Here is a 20023-nt window from a genome sequence, read left to right as displayed (position 1 = left end):
GGGCATTGCGCCCCGTCTGCAGGAAACGCCTACGTTCTCAGCGGATATCGATGTCTTCTGCGAGCCTCACCGAACACGCCCACATGCCCGGTGAAACCAGCGAAAGCCTCACTGGGAACGCTAGCAAATCCCTCAGTGGAATCGCCGCTTGACTGGTGCCGTACTGACGCACTGAAAATGATCCGCTTAAAAACATCAGGACGCGTCAAGTCCTTTGACGACGTCGCTCAAAGAAATGAGTTGGGACTCGACGATCTCCGCCCTCGCGATAATGGCTTTACTGGCCTTTGTTGGGCGCAGCTGTCCGTCCGGAGTCCGCTCAAAAAGTTTCAGGTGCGACGCGGATTCGATCGCCCGGATCCGTTTTGCGACGACGGCTGGATCAACGTTGAGGTGTCGTCCCGCATCACTGTATCCTCCCGTTCGTGCAACGGCGAGCACATAGCGAAGATGAGTCCAGTCAAGAGGAACCATTTATCCAGTCTTTCTCAGTAATTTAGCGATTCTGCGCACGGCCCTGCAAAGATGCACCAGCCGGCCCATGTCGGTGAGAACCACCTTCATTCGACCTCCAAAATACGGCGGATCCATACGGCCAGGCTCTTCGAAAGGGCTCAGAATGATGCGTAGGTCTTCCTTAATCGACTTGCAGCGACAACGGGTCGGATGCCGGAAAGGCGCTTCGATCCGGGAGACGCTGAGGTGCGCGCGAGCCATTCGCGTTCGTGGCAAATGCCCTGCTCGTAGCCCATATCACCGGCGCCAGACTATCGCCCATCAGTGTCTCGGCAGGAACTCGGGCAGACGACTTCTGATCTCATCTGCATTGAGGTGGACAAGATCCTTTCCAAGCTCAAGCGTCACATGACACAACGTGTCCGCATCGAGCTTGCCACGCAACTGCCCGAGAAAAGCAGCCGGCGCGACCAGAATCAGCGTGCCGACTTCGCCCCGTGCTACGCCTTCCTTCAACGTCGCGGCGATTTCGTTCGCAAAACTCGCCGCCTCCCGGGCGTGCTGGGAACTCGCGGGGTCAGCCCTATGCCGACCTGCCCCAAATCTGTCATAGGTGCGCCCCGGCGCGTCAGACACGAGGTCCTTTTCCCTTAGGCGCGAAGCGGGGTGAATGGCTGCCGTCTTCTCCACGATCTCCCCGGACGGGTTTCTCGTTTCGAAAATTCTCGACACAGCCTGGTTCGCCACGACGATCCACATTGCATTTGTCATGATCATTTCCCTGCAACATATTTGAACGTCCGAATCAAACGCTCAGGTCCGCCGCCTGTCGGGCCGCCCCTCTCGACCATCGCCTGGAGAGCCGTACCTTATGGCGGATATCGCGCCCCCCCAGGCGAAGTCAGAACTGACAGAGAGCAGCCGGCGAGCGCCAATAACGCGCATGAGCATACATTCGGGGATACGTTCCGCATTTGCGAACAGACCTATCCGCGCCCTGGATGCGGCACGCGCACGAATCTGCGGTTAAGCTGAACGGAGAGAGGTAAGAAACGTCTGAAGGCAACCGCGTTGCCGATTGCGAAGCACAGTGCATCGTGACACCTACCATGAAAGAATTGCTTTGCGCCGCAAGACGCAGCCGGTAGGCATCATTAGCCGGGGAGGACCGACACTTGAGGAGAATGCCATCTCCTAGGCGCAGGATACCGTCACCTGAGCTTCTTCGCAAGTCGTGGTGCGCACCACCCCGGCGGCGGCACCGGCAGGCGTCAGGATGCTATGACGGAGCTGATAATCTGCAGCTCGTCGCAGCCGTTCTGTCGAACTGGTCCTCTACCATCCAGGCATGTGCGGTGTAGTGAGTAAGACCATAGCGGTTAATACAACGAAATTATATTCAGATCAGTGGGTATAACTGTTGCTGGTTACGCCACGCCTGCAAGAGTGAAACAAGGAACGAATCCGCGATGGACAAACGCGCCCGAGACGACGAAGTGAATGAGCCGGTCGCCAAACCGCTCACCGACAGTACCACCATAGCTATTCGCGAGGCGCTTGAAGGACGTCGACACGGTCTCGCTCTACTGCTTCCTTTTGCGGGGCCCGCCATTGTCGTTTCGGTTGCATACGTCGACCCCGGCAATTTCGCGACCAATATCCAGGCGGGAGCGCGATATGGGTATGCGCTGCTATGGGTGGTTGTGGTTGCCAATCTTATCGCGATGCTTTTTCAGGCGCTGGCCGCGAAACTTGGAATCGTCACCGAACACAACCTTGCCGAACTGTGCAGGGAGCATTTTCCCAAACCTGTCGTGCTGGTCCTTTGGGTAATCAGCGAAGTGGCCGCCATGGCGACCGATCTTGCTGAGTTCGTCGGCGGCGCTCTGGGATTGTCCCTTCTTCTGCATGTCCCGCTACTCGTCGGCATGGTCATCGTTGGAATCGCGACCTATGGCTTTTTGCTATTTCAGAAGAACAGGTTCCGTCCACTCGAACATATGGTCGGTGCCATGGTCGGCGTGATTGGCCTGTGCTACCTCGTTGAACTCTTTGTGACGCCGATCAACTGGGCGGCGGCTCTTCCTCATCTGTTCGTACCAGAGCTGCCGGACAGCGAAGCGCTCACCATCGCAGTGGGTATTATCGGCGCGACAGTCATGCCACACGCTCTTTTTCTCCATTCGGGGCTGACCGAAAGTCGGGCACCTGTCAAAAACGAATCGGAAAGAGCAAAGCTGCTGCGTTACTCGAACATCGAAGTGACAGTAGCGCTTGCGGTTGCCGGATTGATCAATATCGCAATGGTCTTGACCGCAGCCGGGGCTTTCCACGCAGGCCACCCGGAAGTGGCCGAAATCCAGTCGGCATACCACACCCTTGCCCCCGTCCTGGGCAAAGCCGCAGCGGCCGTTTTTCTCTTATCTCTGGTCGCCTCCGGCCTGTCGAGTTCAGTCGTGGGGACCGCGGCCGGGCAGATGATCATGCAGGGGTTCGTCGGCTTCGGCATCCCTATCTGGCTCAGACGCGCGATAACGATGATACCGAGCTTCATCGTGGTCGGACTGGGTATCAATGCAACGCAGGCCTTGGTGGTCAGTCAGGTGATCCTGAGCTTTGCGCTGCCATTTCCTGTTGTCGCGCTGGTGTGGTTCACGTCCCGCCAGGAAATCATGGGCCGGTACCGCAACAGGGCCTTTGTAGCTGGCCTGACCATCGTGGCGGCGCTGCTCGTGCTTACGTTGAATGTCGTGCTGCTCCTTCAGATATGCGGTGTCCCGATTCCGGGCATGAAAAGCTGAGCTGTCGGCCATCCTGGATCGTCGAGATTTGCGACGAATGCTTCGTACCGATAGAATAGCGTCACGGAGATGGCATTCCTCCGTATAACCGCCTCCCCGGCTGATGATGCCTATGTTCCCTGGATGGGACGTAGGGTCACGCGCCGCTGCCTTCCATCCGGATCCATTCAGTTTGCGGAACCGGATATCTTCATGAATCAGCGCAATTGTTCGATCACTCACGCGGCAGACAGCCCGCGCGATCCCCATTTTTTCCTTGCAACGCTCCCTGTCAGCACACGGGGTGTCGCATGACAAGCCCTCTGCAGATCATCGAGCCCTTGATCGAAGCAGCGGCACTCATCGCTGGCGTAACCTGGCTGTTCCGTACGGTTTGCCGGACAGTCAGAACTGCCCGGGATCATATACGGTTCACAGCCGCGACAGCGGGCATCACTTTCCTCACCGCCGTCGTCCTCGAATACGCGAGACTCAGCCTGCCCGGACACGCTTTGCGCGTCTGTATGGCAACGGGTTCCGCGCTGCTCCTGCTGATCGTCGGGATTGCCTGGTTAAGGCCGGCGATCCTGCTGTTGACCCGTCTTCATCTCCCGCCCTCCCTCCTCAGCTTCGTACCGCCGCTCAAAAACGGTGCGCCTTCCGCGCCGCGTCCTCTTGCCCCGGCTGGCCGTCGTCGCTGCGGCTGGGTCACGACAGGGATCGCCGCCGGCATACTGGTTGCCGCGCTGAATAACGGCGATGTGCCAACGGCGGCCTCCATTCCGGTATCGCTCGCCCTGGTGCTCATCTCCTGGTGGCTTGCTACCGGTCTCGCCGGTACCCGGCCCGCGCTCACGAACACGACGCTACGGATAATTGCAGGCGCATTGTTCGCCGCACTGGGATCGTTTCAGTTAAGCCAGCTGCTGGATCTTGCATGGAGTCACCCCGCGTCTGTGCTCTGGGGCCTCATCGCACTCTATCTGGTGGTAACTTACTGGCTGATCGCAACGTGCCGTGATGGAACGTCCAGATACCCGCAGACAGCCAGGCTGCTGAGCGCGCCGGTAGAAGGCTCACTGTTCCCAGCGACGGCAAGGGCTAGAAACACGATGGTCCTGATTGGGGTGTGCCTGTGGACCGCCACCGCGAGCATCTGCCTGCATTTTGAATGGCATACGGCGCTCGGCATGATGGACTGGCAGACAGGTCTGCTGCTCTTCCTCGGTTTCGTCATCGTGCTGGTCGCGAGCGTCCTTCTCGATGTCCGCCTGCCAGGCGGGGGATGAGCGACATGTCGCTTCAAAGATCCGAAAGCCCCTGTCTGCAGGCTCTGTCCCGGGACAGGGTTCGCTCTGGCGCGTAACCCTGGGAGAGACCAGTGCTGTCAATCCAGATACTGTTATTCCTCTTTTTCGTGGCGTTGACTGCGTTTTTCAATGTTGCAGAAATGGCGCTTGTCGCTGCTCGTCCGGCACGTCTCGAAGCATTGTCGAGCCGGCACTGGTCCAACGCAAAGCTCGCGGCATCGCTAAAGCAGGAGCCTGGGGCCTTCCTCTCGGCCGTCCAGTGCGGCATCACGGCGACGAGCATCCTTGCGGGAACATTCTGCGTCAACGCATTTATTGCATCCATCACGTCCTCCCTCACGGCGATTCCCGGCGCAGCGCCCTACGCTTCTTCGGCCGGGACCCTCATCGCGGTAGTGATTGCGACGTATCTGACGCTGGTCTTCGGCGAACTGGCGCCCAAGCGGATCGCCCTGTCTGCGCCCGAACAATGTGCCGCCATCCTCGCCCGGCCCCTTCAATGGACAATTACGCTGGGGCGTCCGTTCATCCTGCTACTTGGCTGGTCCAATGACCTGCTGCTCAGGGCTTTGCATATCCGGGAACGGACCGACGACATGACGACTGGAGAGGAAATTCGCAGCGTCATTATGGGGGCCCTGCGTTCCGGTACGATTCAGGCGGCCGAGCGCAGCATGCTTGAGAGTATTCTGCAACTGCGTGTGCGCACCGCCCGCACGATCATGACGCCGCGCCGGATGCTCGAATGGGTCGACGGCGCAATGTCCGATGAGGAGATCAGGAAGCGCATTGCCGACTCGCCCTGTTCAAAACTGATCGTCACGCAAGGGCGTGACGTCGATCATCCTCTGGGCGTTGCGGCGAAGAAAGAGATTCTGAGAACCGTCATGTCCGGTGGTGATCTGAACCTGGAGACGCACTGTCAGCCGCCAGTGTTCGTGGCTGAAAATTCACCGATTCTCGGCCTGCTCGGCTCACTCAAACGTGCAAGAGCTCAAATGCTTTTTGTCGTCGACGAATTTGGAACAGTAGTCGGCATCGTGACATTGACCGATGTGCTCGAGGCTGTTGCAGGAGACGTTCCGGAACCGGAGCGACAGCGAGGCGGTGGCAGCCAGATCAGGAAGCAATCTGATGGGAGCTATCTTGCGTCTGGCCAGTTGCCCGCAGACGATCTTGCCGAGTATCTGGGCATTGAAGATCCGACGCCTCCGACGTACAAAACAGTGGCCGGACTCGTCCTGGCTCACCTGAAGCACCTGCCACAGGAGGGGGAGCGGCTCACGATCGCCAACTGGACCATAGAGGTGGTCCAGGCCGATGCACGAAGTATCCAGCAGCTTCGCCTGATTCCCCCATCCGGGAATCAGAAGAGCGGCAAGGCAGACGTATAACACTGACGCAGTGCCCGTCGATCTGGCGATCGATCACAGCGACCTAGGCCGGTTGCGCCGCGGAGGGCGCGCTTATCGAAAGTCTAGCGATAAGGATCGCAAAGTCGTCTTCTGAATCGGCCCGAGCACTAGCGGCTCCAGCCGACTCAGAGCGGCTTCGCTAGAAAAGCGTGGCGGCCTTTTCGATGGCAATGAAAAGCCCAATACAGAACGGAACACCCACTGCCAGCCAAGCCAGGATCCCGCCCAGGCCAAATGCCCCACGCGCAGCCGTATCTGCGGTTATGGCGACCTGATCTTCATGCAGTAGCGCGCGCTCGGTCGCCAGTTCGTCGACAGACATCCAGTGTTTGCTATGAACAGGTTTCACAAAAACATTGCAAATCAGGCCCCCGAGCAGCAGCACTGCCATGATGTACAGCGTGACATCGTAGAGCAGCGCATGGGGCACGCCGTGCCCGAGTTCAAATTCGCGAATCCCCGCGATCAGCGACGGCCCTATGACAGCCGCAACCGACCACGCCGTGATCAGGCGGCCGTGAATGGCGCCAACCATCTGCGGGCCAAAGATGTCGGCCAGATACGCCGGAACTGTCGCGAAGCCCCCGCCATACATGCTCAGGATGACGCAGATCGAAGCGACGAACAGCGCGGGCATTACAAGGTGTCCCCATGTAGGCAGCAGACAGTACAGGACGATGCCCAGCACAAAAATCGTGAAGAACATGTTCTTACGCCCGATCCTGTCGGAAAGCGACGCCCAGAAAATGCGGCCGACCGCATTGAACAGGCTGATAAGCCCGACGAGCCCAGCGGCTGCAGCAGCGACCGCCGTCTTCTGGGCGCCCGTCATTTCGCCAACCGCGTGCGCGCCGATCAGGCGGGCGCCGAAGACGTCCTGAAACATCGGACTCGCCATCGAAATCACACCAACGCCCGCCGTCACGTTCAAACACAGCAGACCCCAGATAAGCCAGAACTGTGGTGTCTTCCACGCCTGACTCAGGTGAACGTTCTGGCGTGTGATCATGCCTTTACCACGTCCATGTTCAGGCGCACTCCACCCGAGTGGTTTCCAACCGCTTGGGGTCACCCGAAAACCCACCGCTCCGCCGAGCATGACGACGAAGTAGATAACGCCCATCGCGATCAGAGCCTGCTTGACCCCTGGAATGCCATCAGAGGCAAAATGATCCATCAGCCAGACCGCAAGCGGTGCACCAATCATCGCACCACCGCCATACCCCATAATTGCAAATCCCGTTGCCATACCGCGCCGGTCCGGAAACCATTTGATCAATGTCGATACCGGCGTGATGTAGCCCAGCCCCTGGCCGACACCGGCGACGATCGCGGCGAGATAGACGAGCCATAGCTGATGTACCGACACCGCGAGCCCCATCAGAATAAGGCCCCCGCCCCAGCAGATCGCAGCATAAGTGCCCGCTTTTCGCGGCCCGGCGTGCTCCAGCCACTGCCCCCATATGGCGGCCGAAATACCCAGGACGGCGATAAAAATCTCGAAGATGTGCACGAGCGAAGGTACCGACCAGTTGCAGCTGGCGGAAATGAGCTCATGAGCGAAGCTCTGGTTGGCGCAGGTTGCCGACGTGCCGGTTAAAAGCCGACTCATCGGAAGCCAGAATACGGAGAAGCCGTAACCCATACCGATGCAAAGATGGATGGCTAGCGCGGCGGGAGGCGCGTACCACCGATTGAATCCGGGACCCGCTATCGAACGCCCGCGCGAGAGGAAACCTTCCACTGTTGCGCCGGCAACCTGCGACCCGCTGTTTAGTGAATCATTCATGGACATCGTCTCCCCAGTGGTCTCAACCAAGGCGCAGTGGCGGAAGCACAATCTACCGTCACCTGCATGTGTGTCGCCCTGTCTCTGAAGCATGTATGGTGGGCGACGTATTAACGGGGCCGAGCAATATGGATCCGGCCTGTTTATGAAGCCGGAATTCTTATTTTGATTCGCCCGGGCTGCTTTTATATCGAATCACTCGATATAACTCATCCTATAGATGGCAAGCAGGTGATTCAATCCTGGCAGAAACGCTTATGAGCATAGCTAGCATATTTCGTATGGCTAAACTCGTGAGCGCTTTGACGCAACATGTGGGATTGGGACGTTAAGAGCGGGCGTCTGATCGATATCCGGATCAGCTTTCCGCACATTACATCGGGTCATCAATCGGGAACGACGCGAAGGACGGCGGATGTTAACGGGCTGCATCAGCGATGCTGCACAAGCGGGCACATCATCCTCCAGCCGCACAGGCGCTTACGGGCCAGCTCTTTGTTAAATGTCGATGTGCGCAAATACCGGTCTTTCATACCAACGATCGCGAGAGAGCGTCCTGACGCGAGACCGGGATCACCGATCAAAAAAAGCCGGCGTGTGACGCACGGGCAACCCGGGCGACTCACGTCGGCTTCCATCTGCCTTCTGGGACGTGCTGGCTTCGCAAACAGACCCGCCCCAGTCTGGGTGGTCTGCGTCAGATCACGCGGCCCGACTATCATCCGCCGTTTCGGGGTACGCAAGACGACAACGGGTCATGCCCTGCCGCTCGAGCATTGCTAGAAGCGCCACGGCTAACGTATCGCCCCGCGTTCGCTCTCCGTTTTCCGCCAGGAGCATGAATCCCCCCTCGGAGAATCTGAACACCGCAACGTGTCCCAGACGGGAGAACGCCCAGTCGCAGAAGCTCATGGCCTCTTTCACCGGATCAGGCCCAACGTCAAGGGTTGGATATTTTTCGGCTACCTCATCAACGGGCCCGAGCACAGCGCCACGAACATGGCTTTCGGCGAGCCTCAGTTTCTGCGGCGACAGCTGTACGTCCCTTGTGGAGTGTTCCTGCATTTTCCGTCTCCTTTTTCATTGCATATCTGCAAGGCGTGCCAGTCGCATGGACTGCCACGTATTCCTGCGAAGCTAGCTGAAATCGTGAGGCGGCCGGGGTCGCTGCGCGCTGACCGGTACAGGCAGGAGCGACGCGTGTAAGGTGCGTCCCGCAAAGGGCCTATGAATTGTGATCTGGGCGGGTGCCGGTCGAATCAGCCGGGCAAGATGATGTACAAGTTGTACCAGTGTTTTCATTTTTTCACCTACTGTCTGAAGTGGCTCATCGCGCAATGCTTTGCACGAAACAGTAGGCATCATCAGCCAGTCGATCTGGCGTTTAAGGAGAATGCCATCTCCCTGACAGAAGCATACTGCCAGTTACCGCCGCGATGCAAGTGCCGGCGCAACAAGCAGGGACGGGCAAATGCGCTTGTACCGCGATCGGGTCGTCCAGCAGCGCTGGCTCACCGACGCATACAACTCACGTTATCTTCGAACGATCTTATAGCGCCCAGAATCACACGTTGTGCGGCATCGACGTCTCCCCAGTCCCCGCACCGGACGGCCTGCGCCTGACCCACGCCACAATAGTTCTCGAAGAACGCCTTCATCTGCCTCAACGCATGGTCGCCGAGATCCTCGAGGCGTTGCACCGGCGCGCAGGCTGCACAAATTCTGTCGGACACCATAGCAATCACCTTTTCCTCCGTTGCCGCGCGGTGTGTGACGGAAAGCATGCCGATAGGCCGGCTGGCAACGACCGAAAGACGCTCAAGTGGATACGGTGCGAGAACAACGATATCAAGGGGATCTCCGTCCTGCGCAAGCGTGCCCGGGACGAATCCATAGTTTTGCCAGAAGCGCGAGCCGCTACCCGTGATGCAACTGACCCGCAAAAGGTTATACTTCGCGTCACCCTCGTATGTGACCGCTGTACTCTGCCCGGGCAAGCGAATGATGGCGTTCAACTCGGCCGGCGCATCGTCTCCCGCCGGTAGATGACCAAACTGCAGTTCGATGCTCTGGATATTTCTCATTCCTCACCTCAATCTCGCAGTACTGCCGCATCCGGACAGCAAGGTCGAGCGACCGCTCACGTTATCGCGACTCGTGAGATCGTCGGCCTTCTGACCGGATCGCAATAAGGAAATCGAACATCCTGCCGCCGACGGTCAACGCGCGACGTACCGGCGTATGCATTCCAGCCGCCCAATGGAAGATGCGTGATAGTGCCCAGCCGCCAGACACACGTGCACGCCTTCGACTTGCGCGGGTTGTTGTCGTCTCCTCGGTCAAGCGCCAGGACGCTCGCCGCTTCGCAACGACGGAACGCCAAGCGCAGGCTGATCCCGAGCGTACGTGCGGGTGCAGCGAGGAAGAAGGAATTCGGGGAGTAAGCGTGCCGCGAAGCGCATTGACTCGCCGCAAGGACGATGCGCATGCTCGCGAAGTCTGGAATGAGGTCACGATAGCACCTGGTAGCATGAGGCAACCGGATGCAGAACGTTCTGGCGCGCGCCTACGATCTCCATTCCGGGACTCGTAGGCATCATTAGCTGCAAGCGTGCAGCGATTAAGGAGAATGCCATCTCCCTGATTGAAGGATAACACGTGAGTTAGCTGCGTGCGTTAAGCGCCGGAAACCGCTTACCGCGCGAGAGGCCGCAGTTGACGCCGCACGCTTCAATGATAAAATCCCACCTGGAGATGGCATTCTCCTTTAACCGCTCAGATAGAGCCGATGATGCCTGAAAACGCCCTGAGCACGGGTCGCTAGAACAAGACTCCAGCTCGTGTCACGTTATCTTTTGAGGCGCATCGCATGTATCCATCGATTCTGGCAGTCGCCATCGGCGGCGCTCTCGGATCCCTGTTCCGTTGGTTCCTGGGAATACGTCTGAATGCGCTCTTTCCGGACCTCCCTTTGGGCACGCTTGCCGCAAACGTCATTGCGGGATACATCATCGGCGTCGCCATCGCATTCTTCGCGAGACTTCCCGAGATTCCAGTGGAATGGCGTCTGTTCGTGATTACCGGACTGATGGGCGGCCTTTCGACGTTCTCGACTTTTTCGGCAGAAGTCGTCGCCGACCTCCAGCAAGGCAAGTACAAATGGGCAGCCGGCGAAGTCCTCATTCATGTCTCCGCTTCGCTCAGCATGACGGCACTTGGCATTGCCACGGTTGTGGCAGTCTCTGCGGTTACACGGCTCGCTATGGCGCGCTAAAAAACGCCGACGCGCTCCCCCGGTAGACGGGGTACCCTGCGAATCTGCGGCCCCGTCTGTATCTCGCTAGCTGTCCATCAGTTCGGGGTGCAACTGCAGATACAGAACAACGAGCCAGAACTTGGGGCAGTCCTCCCTGACAGATTTCACACGGGTTCTGGTTTCGTCCCGATTCAGAAATCCGCTTCTGTCCGCAAAACTGTAAGCCCGTTGCGCGTCCATCTGTAGCCAGCCGGCGACCAGCACTGTCGTCACCGCGCCGAAAATTCCGAACTCGACAGGTGACGTATCGACGTCAAAGATTCTCGCGACGGCGGACAGAATAAAAGCAAGTCCCTCGGTCACGCATAACGCGACCCCGAAGACCGTTGCCTTCGCCCTGATCCTTATCTGGTCACCACGCTTCATGCAACGTCCATAAGTTGCGGGCGCATAGAGGGTACGCCGCTGGCCGCTTGGGCCGGCCAGGCTTCGAGGCCGCGAACATGCGGGCCCTCGCACCGATGATCCCGGACGATTGCGAGCCTCGTCGGCAGACCGGATCCATTGCCCCCCAGCCCTAACGAACTGCAGGCCGCCGATAGCCTCCCGGGATGCCTCCCTTCGATAACACCCATTGCCAGAGCTGGATATCACGCGCCCGAAATGCACCGGCGCAGGACAGCAGGTAGTAACGCCACATCCGGTGAAAGCGCTCCCCCATCTGCTCGGCGAACTGCGGCCACGCCGCTTCAACATTCGCATGCCATGCCATCAATGTGCGGTCATAGTCCGCGCCAAAGTTGTGCAGATCCTCCACCACGAAGAGCCCGCCCGCAGCATCCCCAATATGGCCGATCGAGGGCAGTTCGCCATTGGGAAAAATGTATCGGTCGATCCACGGATCCGGCGTCGAATGGCGCTGGTTCTTTCCGATGGTATGCAGCACAAAGAGGCCGTCCTCGACCAGACACCGGTGGGCCACTTCCATGTAGGTGCGGTAATTTTTCGCGCCGACGTGTTCGAACATACCCACGCTCGCGATCCGGTCGAACCGCTCATTGAGCGTGCGGTAATCCTGCAGCCTGAACTCGATCGGCATCCCCGCGTACCGTTGTCTTCCCCAGTCCGCCTGCTCCTGCGATATGGTGACCCCGACGCACTCCACGTCGTAGTACTCCGCCGCAAAACCCATCAGACTGCCCCATCCGCATCCGATATCCAGCAACCGCATACCGGGCCTCAGCTGAAGCTTGCGGCAAATCAGATCCAGCTTTTCTTCCTGAGCCGCCTCCAGTGTATGCGCGCCCGCCGCCCAGTAGCCGCACGTGTACGTCATCCTGCTGTCGAGCATGGCCTCGTAGAATTCGTTGCCAATGTCGTAGTGAACCTGACCGACTTTCCATGCACGCCGCGCTGTCTGCCGGTTAAGCAGACGGGCGCGCAATGCATGCAGGACAAGTCGGGATGGATGGATCTTTTCGTCGATGTGGGCACGCATGACGCGCGCGAAAAACTGATCAAGCTCGTCACACTCCCACTGCCCTTCCATATACGCCTCGCCCAATCCAAGATTGCCTTGAGCGAGCACGCGTTCGGGAACGCCTTGGGCGAGTAACCGGATATCCCATGGGCGCTCTCCGCCTATCTCGATGTCCGCCTGCGACAGCATCTCTTCGACAAGTCTGTACGCCGCCGAAGGCGCGCCTGTTGGCATCGGCCTCACCGGCTGCGTCTCATTCGATGCTTCGGTAGAGCGTTCCATGTTCGTAGTTGACATGTTTTCTCCTTGGTAATGCCTCAGTTCACCGGTTCCTGATGCCGGCAGGATTGGCCGGGTGCCGCAGCGTATGCCGTTCAGGCTTCCGCCACCGGCCTTTCGCTTTCCGTCGCGCGTGCGTCTTCAGTGAAGATCTTCCGATACAGATCCTCGCCGTAACTGGTTTCGAGCGGCTCTCCAGGCGATACGCGGAAGGTGCGCTCACCGCCTTCACGTCGTTCCGCACGCAGGAAGACTGCTCCGGCTTTCATCGTGTCATACATCCCGTGAGCAAATTCGTACATGTGTGTCACGAAGAAGACCTTGACCCGCTTTTCGAGCAGTGCGCAAACGATCTGTCGTGCGACCTCCGACCCTTCCCGTTCATTGGTCGCGGCGAACGATTCGTTAAAGAGAAGAAGCGAGTCCGCAACGATGTGGTCCGCTATCTGGTTCATTCGTACAAGTTCTTCGTCGAACTTGCCGCTCGTCATCGATGCGTCTTCCTCACGTTTGTAGTGCGTGAGAAGACTCTCGCAGACGTTCGCGCGGAAGGATCCCGCCCCCACCATCATTCCGGCCTGCATCATCATCTGGGCCAGTCCGATGCTCCGAAGGAAAGTCGACTTTCCACCTTCGTTGGCGCCTGTCACGATGACCAGTTCGGCGCCAGTGGCATCGACCGCATTGGGCACAACGGGAGTCTGCAGGCGCAAGGACAGGCAGACGTCATAGAGTCCTTCGAATACGTGCTGGCGCTCAGTCCGCTGCGCAGGCTCCGGATAGCACAAGGTCTGCCCCTTCGCGTCCAGTTCGTTACCCAGGTTGAGGCAGCCGATATAAAACCCCAATTCGGTGCGCAGCATGCGAAAGAAGCTCAGCACATGGTCGGCCGCCTGGGCAACCGCGTCGGCCGCCAGGTTGATCCCCCGCCCCTCAAGTTCGGATAGCGCTCTCGCCCCCGCTTCGTCGCGGTCTGCTATGTGGAAGGTCAGCGACGGGGGCTTTTTTTCGAAAAGCCGTTTCCACAGATTCCGGTCGAATTCGTTGGGCTTACGCAGCACGTAGGACACGCCCTTGCCCCCTTTCCCTAGAGCGGCGCTAATCAAGGTACCGTTCCTGAACCGCAATTCCTTCAGATGTTCGTCGAGCGTCTGGAAATAGTCATCGCCCAGTTCGTGGTGGATCATCGCAAAAAAAGTCCTGAATCCTTCGGACTGAAAGTCGCCCGCCGACTGGTCGGCAATCTGCCGGAGCTTGACAAGCACCGAGATGAAGGCCTGCATCAGTTCACGCGCGCTACTCAATATGGCTGCGGGATAGCGGCTCATGAAACCGAAATAGCTTTTCCTTTCTATCTCGATCGCTTCGACGGCAACGCCGTAGAGCGCCCGAACCGTCGACGCATTTGCCACACAATCCCGCAGGACGTCCTGTCTGTAAGTGATCTGCTGAGGATCGCGCAGACTGGTCATCACCGCCTTGCGGACTACGTCGAGCAAAAAGGCGTCGCCCGCAGCCATCGCCGCGAACAGTGTGTTCAGTTCAAGGTCAGCAATGAGCGTGTCGGCTTCCCAGGGAAGATCGCCGCCCAGCAGGAAATCCTGGTCCTGAAACATCAGATGGGCTTTCATGATCCGATTCGCTCCGTTAGCTGGTCATAGGTGAGTCGGTACTGACGCGCGAGCGACAGCGCATACGACCGACCGTCCGCTGGACGCCTGAGCACCTTGAATGTTCTGGATGCAATCGCATCGTGCTGAACCTCACTTAGCATGCTGACCGTCTGGGCACTGAGGCTCGACAGCTCCTCGATGAACGTCACGTACACACATAACGCGTCCAGCTCCATGATGCGACCCATTACCTTCTCACTTAGATAGAGCGCATCCTTGAGCGAGGTCGAACTGAAAATCTCGTTCATGATGATGATGCTGCGCGTGCTCGCACGTCCCAGGATTCGATGAATGCGGTAGAGATCATCGTGCAACTTGCCACGCAGGTTTTTCATGTCTTCCTGCCGTTCGAAGTGCGTGAAGATCTGGTCAAAGAGGAAGAGCCTCGCTTCGCGCCCTGGCACCGGCCAACCGATCGCGGCCAGATAATGCAGTTGCCCGAAGGTCCGCGAGAAAGTGGTCTTGCCGCCCTGATTCGGGCCAGTCACCACAATGATCCGCTCGGGACCTTCCAGATAAAAGTCATTGCAGACGATGTGCGCGTCCTCGCGACGCAGTTTTTCTGCAAGCGCGAGGTCGAACCCTTCCATGCTGCGGATCTCCTTGGACGTCTCCAGCATCTCGGGATAAGAGAACGAGAGGCCCATGCCTTTGAGCCGCGAGATATGCTCGAGATATGCCACGTAGAACTGGATTTCACGGTCAAACCGCGCGATGACGGGGTCGAGAAAACCAGCGTGAATGCTGCAAAACTCTTCAAGCGGGCCGAACACTTCCGGATGCAGCTGGGCGACGAAGTCCAGCACGTTCGCCTCGACATGATCCATGTCCGGGGAGTCCCGCATGTCAGTACTATGGCTTTTTACCTTGCCCTGTTTGAATTTCTCGAAAGTCTTCTGGACATCTTCACTGTAGTCGATCTCCCCCGCGTATCTGCGCACCGTCACAGCATTTCCCTTGATGAGAATGCTATAGCGCACCTGCGCCAGAGCGTCGCGAATACGTGCTTCTTCCTGCTTGGTTGCCATGAACTCGCGTCCATTCGCATAGGCCCTGAGATAATCCAGGAATGCCTTGAGGCCGGAAGAGCGCGGCGCGGCGACCTCAAGATCCCGCGCAAGCGCGACAATGGCTGCACAGTAAATCTGCGCGCCATCGAGGAAATAGCGTCGCTTCTGCCAGCGGAAATACAGCTTCGTCGCGGCCGCGAGCTGCACGCGCATCGCCCGCATCTGCTCAGCAAAAGCATTGATGCAGCTGACCACATCATTGCGCTCAAGATCACGCATGATCTCGTGACGGTAGATGACCGCATCCACGTCTGTCAGCGGCACATAGAAGAATGGCTTGAGGTTGTAGTCGTCACGACCCCGGGTAACAGAATCAATGATCTGGTCAAGATTCAGATCACCGAAGATCTCCGGTTCGCTCGCGCCATCGATCACCTCGGCCGCGCGAGCGTCCCTGAACAATATGCTGTCGAATGTCATGTTTTGCTCTCCCAATCGTTCTTCGACTATGTTTTGCGTGCGCACGCGGCGTTCAGCCGAGATAACGCACCGTCCGCGCGGGGTCGTTGCATCTGGCGGGCGAGCACGTCGCGATACATGCCGGGGCGTGCAGCGAGTTCCGCGGGACTTCCTTCATCGATGACCCGGCCGCGATGGACCACGACGATCCGGTCGAAGTTCTGCAGTGTGGAAACGCGGTGAGCAATCGCAAGCACCGTGCGACCCTGCATCAGTTGCTCAAGGGCAGCCTGAATTGCGCTTTCCGATGCGCTATCGAGGGAGGACGTTGCCTCGTCCAGTAGGAGGATGGGCGCATCTTTCAGGATCGCCCTGGCAATGGCGATGCGTTGACGTTGCCCGCCGGACAGCTTCACGCCGCGGTCGCCCACTATCGTGTCAAAACCCTCGGGCATGGAGGCAATCAGATCGGCGCAGGAAGCATGGACGGTGGCCCTTCGTACTTCCTCCTCCGTCGCGTCCGGTTTTCCATATCGCAGGTTCTCCAGCAGCGACCGGTGAAACAGCGATACGTCCTGGGGAACGACCGCAAGTGCGTCCTGCAGACTGCTCAGTGTTGCCCGCGAGATATCCTGGCCACCTATGCGGATCGACCCGCGCTGCGGCTCATAGAAATGCTGAAGCAACGCGAGCACCGTGGTTTTTCCCGTCCCCGACGGACCAATCATCCCGACCCGTTCGCCTGCCCTGATTCGCAGACTGAAACCCTCAAGGATTGGGCGTCGTCCAGGATAGGCGAACGTCACTTCATCGAACTCGATCCCCGCGTTCTGCGCCTGCAGCGCAACGGCATCAGACCGCTCAGGCAAACTGCGGGGCGCGAGTATGGTGCGCACCGCCTCGGAAAGGCGCGCTACGTGCTGCGTTACGTCTACGAGCGACACGGCAAGGTCGCGCGTGCCATGCAGAATGGTAAATCCGAGCGAACTGATCAGCACGACGTCACCCGTTGTCGCCCGTTCGTCACTCCAGAGCCAGAGTATCCAGCCGAGCAGGCCCGCTGAAAGCATTGCCGTCACGACGGCATGCACAAGCCGTAGCCGCTCAAGATACAGAAGACTGCGGCGGCGGGATGTCGTCTCGAGTTCAAGGTAGGCATCAAAGCGACGATGTTCCCGCCACATCGCGCCAAAGGCCCGCACTGTGCCCAGGTTGCCGATCACGTCCACCAGTTCGCCATCCACCGACGCCGCGCGTGTAGCAAACGTCTGATGGACCGCAGCACCGCGATGTGCAAACCAGAAGAGCCCTGTTGCAAGCCCAACAGATACGGCGACAAGAGCGGCCGCCATCACCGGATCGACGGAGGCAACGATGCCTATTGCCCCGATGACCGCAAGACAAGGCGGAAGTGAATTCCAGGCGACGGTGTTTTCGGCGGTGTAGACGGCATTGGCGGTGGCGCTGACGCGGCTCGACAGCATCCCTGGCTGCTTGTCCGCGAAATAAGACGGCGCGTGACCCGTCAGGTAGGCAAAAAGGTCTTCCCGGATATCCCCGGTGACCGCCACGAAAGCTCGCGCCGCGATCCAGCCGCCGACTCGCCAGAACAGGTTATCAGCAAAGATCAGCACGACCAGAACAATAAATGCCCGCTCCACCACCCATGGCTGAGTACGACCCACGCCCAGTGAATCAATCAGACTTTTGATGGCGTACTGGGATGCAAGTGCACATCCCACCGCTGCGACGATGCTGAGCAGAATCAGGACGTGTGAAAGCCCGTGCCGCGCGATGTAGCGCAGCAGCAGACTCAGGGGGCGGTGGGCAAATTCGCTCAGCGCATCGATGCGCGGATCGGTCGCGAGGATTTTCCGGGCCGGCGGCTTGAGCCAGAACCATGTGTGGCCGGTGCTCATCGGGAGCCCCCTTCAGCACTTAGCAGCCGGCAGTGCAGTTTCCTGCCGTCGCTCACACACATGGTCGACATCGTCGAACCCAACGCTCGCTCATGGCCCAGCGCTGTCGCGGTGGCGAACGCGTACAAGACGCACGTGTTCCCACCGCACGCAGCTGCGACGCTTCCAGTACAGGTTGGCATGTTTGCACCGCCTTCGCCCGTCAGGCGTTCGCAACCGTCCAGCCAACGGTTAAGGCGCAATCCGCCATTCCCGAAGACATCAGGTTGCTGCCGCTGTTGAGAACACTGGAAGGCCGCAGCGTTGCGATGAACGCAACGTTGTGCAAATGAGAGCTGATGGACGAGCCCACAGCGCCTGTTCCAGGCCTGTAGGCATCATTAGCCCGAATGGGCGGTCAAGGGAGAATGCCATCTCCACGAAAACATTCTAACGTTGCTTACCGTTGGCGACAACCTTTGCGCCTGAAAAACGGACTGGTGCAAATGCAGATAGCGCCCTTGTCAATTAAAAGCGCGCGGTCGGTTTTCGACTCCACAAAGTCTCGATTCGGCGCCGCAAGTTCTGGACCTGAAAACGGTCAAAGATTGGACCAGGCGGCCCAGGAGAAAACTTTTGCGATCAGCTATGGCGGCGCCTAGAATGATTGCAAATGGAGATGGCATTCTCCCTGACCGCCTTGCTGGCTGATGATGCCTACGTATCCCGGACCGGGAAGTGGGAGTATTCGCTGGTATCCAATCCATTCCCCCTGTGTCCGGCTGCTTACCCTTTGCGCCCGGATCTCCTATGCCTGGTATCCAATCGACTGGCTGCGTCCATGCCGTCACACGGCCGCCAACGCCCGGCTTCGCCGGGAACCGCTCCTGTCTGCACCTACGTGACCAGCTCGTCGGCAGCAGCGCCGCACTACTTCTGTCCGATGGAATCGCCAGCGCTGACGGGCGCCGCGCTGCCTTGTCCGCCCACTGCGGCGCTATCATATGAACGGACGGCACCAACGTATCTATCGCGGCCATCTGATCTCCATTGACGTAACACGTCGTGGTGATCTGGTGAACGTCCAGATCACGACCCGAAGCATGGAGAACGGGAACGCAGGCCCATCAGCAAGCTATTCGGAATACTTTTCCCTGGACCTTCTTGGCAAGGCTTCGGGCAGGATCAGGACAAGCCTTGACAACTGGCTCTCCGATCATGACAGGCATGAGGTCGCCTCCTAAGCAGAAGGTTGAGCGCCCGGGGGCTCTCTGAACGTCGGCATAGAGAGAGCAGGAACGGACTTATCTGTGCCCGTGATCGCCTCATGACAGAGCCGTGTACGACTCGCTCCACCAATGAACAGTAGGAGTGCCACATTCATATTGAAGGTGTACGGCTGATCAGGTTGGGGTTCAACTCGATGTGTAGTAACACCAGCCATCGTTTCGGGCAGTCCTGTGCAATCGAAATAACCCGCGGCGGATCACCCTCGAAACCAAGATACCGACCTTCTGCGGCAAACCGGAAGGCCCGATCGGCGTCATACCTTATCCAGCCTGCGACGAGCAGGGTCGTGACGGCCCCAAAGGTCAGAAACGCGACGGGACCGTGGGGCAGGTCGGGCACAAGATTCGCCAGCACAAACGCAAGCACGCTTGTTATCGCAATGGAAAGGCCCATCAGCTTGGTTTCGCCGCGCAGACGGATCGCTGCCTGCTTGCGTTCGGCCTCCCGACGCTTTCTGCGCGCAGCCCGGTTTGACATCGTTGTCTCCATCAGACGTTCCGGTGCGAAACTCGACGACAAATACCGCACCGGACGCCTTTTTATAAGAACACTACCTGACGATCAGGCAACCGTTGCTTTCTCGCAAGGCAGGAACACGGCGTGGACGTCGTGGAGATCGCCACCGTGGCGATGCCAGAAATCGCGGACCTTGGTTTCCAGATCGATCAGTTCAATACAGTGAGGAAAACGATGGTGTACATGCTCAACATGTTCGTGATGGATCTTGTCGCCCTTGATGAAGCCCGCCTGCACTTTGTGCAGGAGTGCCTGCTCGATGCCTGCGAGCTTGGCGTGAGTCAAAAGGTGACGCGCCATGGTGGGGCGGGACACGCGATGCCACAACCGGGTCGGGCGGGCCTTCGCCGAATGATGAAAATAAAGACGCAAAGAAATCAGCTTGCTCATGATGGAATTGGTATCGTGAAAT

The 20023-nt window shown here is 58.7% G+C and carries 16 protein-coding genes and 7 riboswitches; of the genes, 4 read left to right on the top strand and 12 right to left on the bottom strand.

Features of this window, described 5'->3' with window-relative positions; genetic code table 11:
* Nucleotides 1–195: 195 nt before the first annotated feature.
* Nucleotides 196–474, bottom strand: coding sequence for a LysR family transcriptional regulator (locus tag D0B32_RS29160; protein ID WP_117337800.1), 279 nt, complete (start codon nucleotides 472–474; stop codon nucleotides 196–198).
* Between the two features lie 303 nt (nucleotides 475–777).
* A complete protein-coding gene (locus D0B32_RS29150; protein WP_181969946.1) occupies nucleotides 778–1227 on the bottom strand; it encodes a host attachment protein in 450 nt (149 codons plus the stop codon).
* A gap of 367 nt (nucleotides 1228–1594) precedes the next feature.
* Nucleotides 1595–1660, bottom strand: a riboswitch (Fluoride riboswitch).
* Between the two features lie 265 nt (nucleotides 1661–1925).
* On the opposite strand from D0B32_RS29150, the gene D0B32_RS29145 reads away from it, so the two are divergent.
* The 3 genes from D0B32_RS29145 (at nucleotide 1926) to D0B32_RS29135 (ending at nucleotide 5940) form a co-directional block, all read left to right on the top strand.
* The gene (locus tag D0B32_RS29145; protein ID WP_117337797.1) at nucleotides 1926–3257 is read left to right on the top strand and encodes an Nramp family divalent metal transporter; all 1332 of its coding nucleotides are present in this window, start codon (nucleotides 1926–1928) and stop codon (nucleotides 3255–3257) included.
* Nucleotides 3258–3313: 56 nt separating this feature from the next.
* Nucleotides 3314–3377: riboswitch (Fluoride riboswitch) on the top strand.
* Between the two features lie 170 nt (nucleotides 3378–3547).
* The gene (locus D0B32_RS29140; protein ID WP_117337796.1) at nucleotides 3548–4525 is read left to right on the top strand and encodes a hypothetical protein; all 978 of its coding nucleotides are present in this window, start codon (nucleotides 3548–3550) and stop codon (nucleotides 4523–4525) included.
* Between the two features lie 92 nt (nucleotides 4526–4617).
* Entirely contained in the window at nucleotides 4618–5940 is a 1323-nt protein-coding gene (locus tag D0B32_RS29135) for a hemolysin family protein (protein ID WP_117337795.1), read from the top strand.
* Between the two features lie 160 nt (nucleotides 5941–6100).
* Here the strand turns inward: D0B32_RS29135 and D0B32_RS29130 are convergent, their stop codons facing one another.
* From D0B32_RS29130 to D0B32_RS29120, 3 genes are all read right to left on the bottom strand, one after another.
* A complete protein-coding gene (locus D0B32_RS29130; protein WP_220444979.1) occupies nucleotides 6101–7750 on the bottom strand; it encodes an OFA family MFS transporter in 1650 nt (549 codons plus the stop codon).
* A gap of 702 nt (nucleotides 7751–8452) precedes the next feature.
* Complete coding sequence (locus D0B32_RS29125; protein WP_117337794.1) at nucleotides 8453–8815, bottom strand: hypothetical protein; 363 nt, start codon at nucleotides 8813–8815, stop codon at nucleotides 8453–8455.
* Nucleotides 8816–9098: 283 nt separating this feature from the next.
* Nucleotides 9099–9163: riboswitch (Fluoride riboswitch) on the bottom strand.
* A gap of 98 nt (nucleotides 9164–9261) precedes the next feature.
* Nucleotides 9262–9834, bottom strand: coding sequence for an inorganic diphosphatase (locus D0B32_RS29120; RefSeq protein WP_117337793.1), 573 nt, complete (start codon nucleotides 9832–9834; stop codon nucleotides 9262–9264).
* Between the two features lie 499 nt (nucleotides 9835–10333).
* A riboswitch (Fluoride riboswitch) is annotated at nucleotides 10334–10399 on the bottom strand.
* A gap of 92 nt (nucleotides 10400–10491) precedes the next feature.
* Nucleotides 10492–10555, top strand: a riboswitch (Fluoride riboswitch).
* 64 nt (nucleotides 10556–10619) lie between these two features.
* Between D0B32_RS29120 and crcB the strand changes: the two genes are divergently transcribed.
* Nucleotides 10620–11024 carry a fluoride efflux transporter CrcB gene (crcB, locus tag D0B32_RS29115; RefSeq protein WP_117337792.1) on the top strand — a complete coding sequence of 135 codons (405 nt, stop codon included), beginning with the start codon at nucleotides 10620–10622 and terminating at the stop codon, nucleotides 11022–11024.
* A gap of 66 nt (nucleotides 11025–11090) precedes the next feature.
* Here crcB and D0B32_RS29110 read toward each other — a convergent pair whose 3' ends face one another.
* The 7 genes from D0B32_RS29110 to D0B32_RS29080 form a co-directional block, all read right to left on the bottom strand.
* Entirely contained in the window at nucleotides 11091–11432 is a 342-nt protein-coding gene (locus D0B32_RS29110) for a hypothetical protein (protein ID WP_117337791.1), read from the bottom strand.
* A 151-nt stretch (nucleotides 11433–11583) separates the two neighbouring features.
* The gene (cfa, locus tag D0B32_RS29105) at nucleotides 11584–12783 is read right to left on the bottom strand and encodes a cyclopropane fatty acyl phospholipid synthase (RefSeq protein WP_220444978.1); all 1200 of its coding nucleotides are present in this window, start codon (nucleotides 12781–12783) and stop codon (nucleotides 11584–11586) included.
* A gap of 77 nt (nucleotides 12784–12860) precedes the next feature.
* Nucleotides 12861–14396 (bottom strand): MutS-related protein, encoded by a 1536-nt coding sequence (locus D0B32_RS29100; protein ID WP_117337790.1) that lies wholly within the window; start codon nucleotides 14394–14396, stop codon nucleotides 12861–12863.
* Nucleotides 14393–15928 carry a MutS-related protein gene (locus tag D0B32_RS29095; RefSeq protein ID WP_117337789.1) on the bottom strand — a complete coding sequence of 512 codons (1536 nt, stop codon included), beginning with the start codon at nucleotides 15926–15928 and terminating at the stop codon, nucleotides 14393–14395. The genes D0B32_RS29100 and D0B32_RS29095 overlap by 4 nt, the downstream gene beginning before the upstream one ends.
* 26 nt (nucleotides 15929–15954) lie before the next feature.
* Nucleotides 15955–17826, bottom strand: a complete 1872-nt coding sequence (locus D0B32_RS29090; RefSeq protein WP_117337788.1) for an ABC transporter ATP-binding protein — start codon at nucleotides 17824–17826, stop codon at nucleotides 15955–15957.
* Between the two features lie 364 nt (nucleotides 17827–18190).
* Nucleotides 18191–18253: riboswitch (Fluoride riboswitch) on the bottom strand.
* Nucleotides 18254–18471: 218 nt separating this feature from the next.
* A riboswitch (Fluoride riboswitch) is annotated at nucleotides 18472–18532 on the top strand.
* Nucleotides 18533–19185: 653 nt separating this feature from the next.
* Nucleotides 19186–19572 carry a hypothetical protein gene (locus D0B32_RS29085; RefSeq protein ID WP_147329588.1) on the bottom strand — a complete coding sequence of 129 codons (387 nt, stop codon included), beginning with the start codon at nucleotides 19570–19572 and terminating at the stop codon, nucleotides 19186–19188.
* Nucleotides 19573–19656: 84 nt separating this feature from the next.
* Nucleotides 19657–20001 carry a DUF190 domain-containing protein gene (locus D0B32_RS29080; protein WP_117337786.1) on the bottom strand — a complete coding sequence of 115 codons (345 nt, stop codon included), beginning with the start codon at nucleotides 19999–20001 and terminating at the stop codon, nucleotides 19657–19659.
* Between the last annotated feature and the right edge of the window lie 22 nt (nucleotides 20002–20023).

Source organism: Paraburkholderia sp. DHOC27 (assembly GCF_003429005.1).
Classification (GTDB): Bacteria; Pseudomonadota; Gammaproteobacteria; order Burkholderiales; family Burkholderiaceae; genus Paraburkholderia.
Note: the sequence above shows the minus strand (reverse complement) of the source record. Positions and strands in the feature narration are given on the sequence as shown.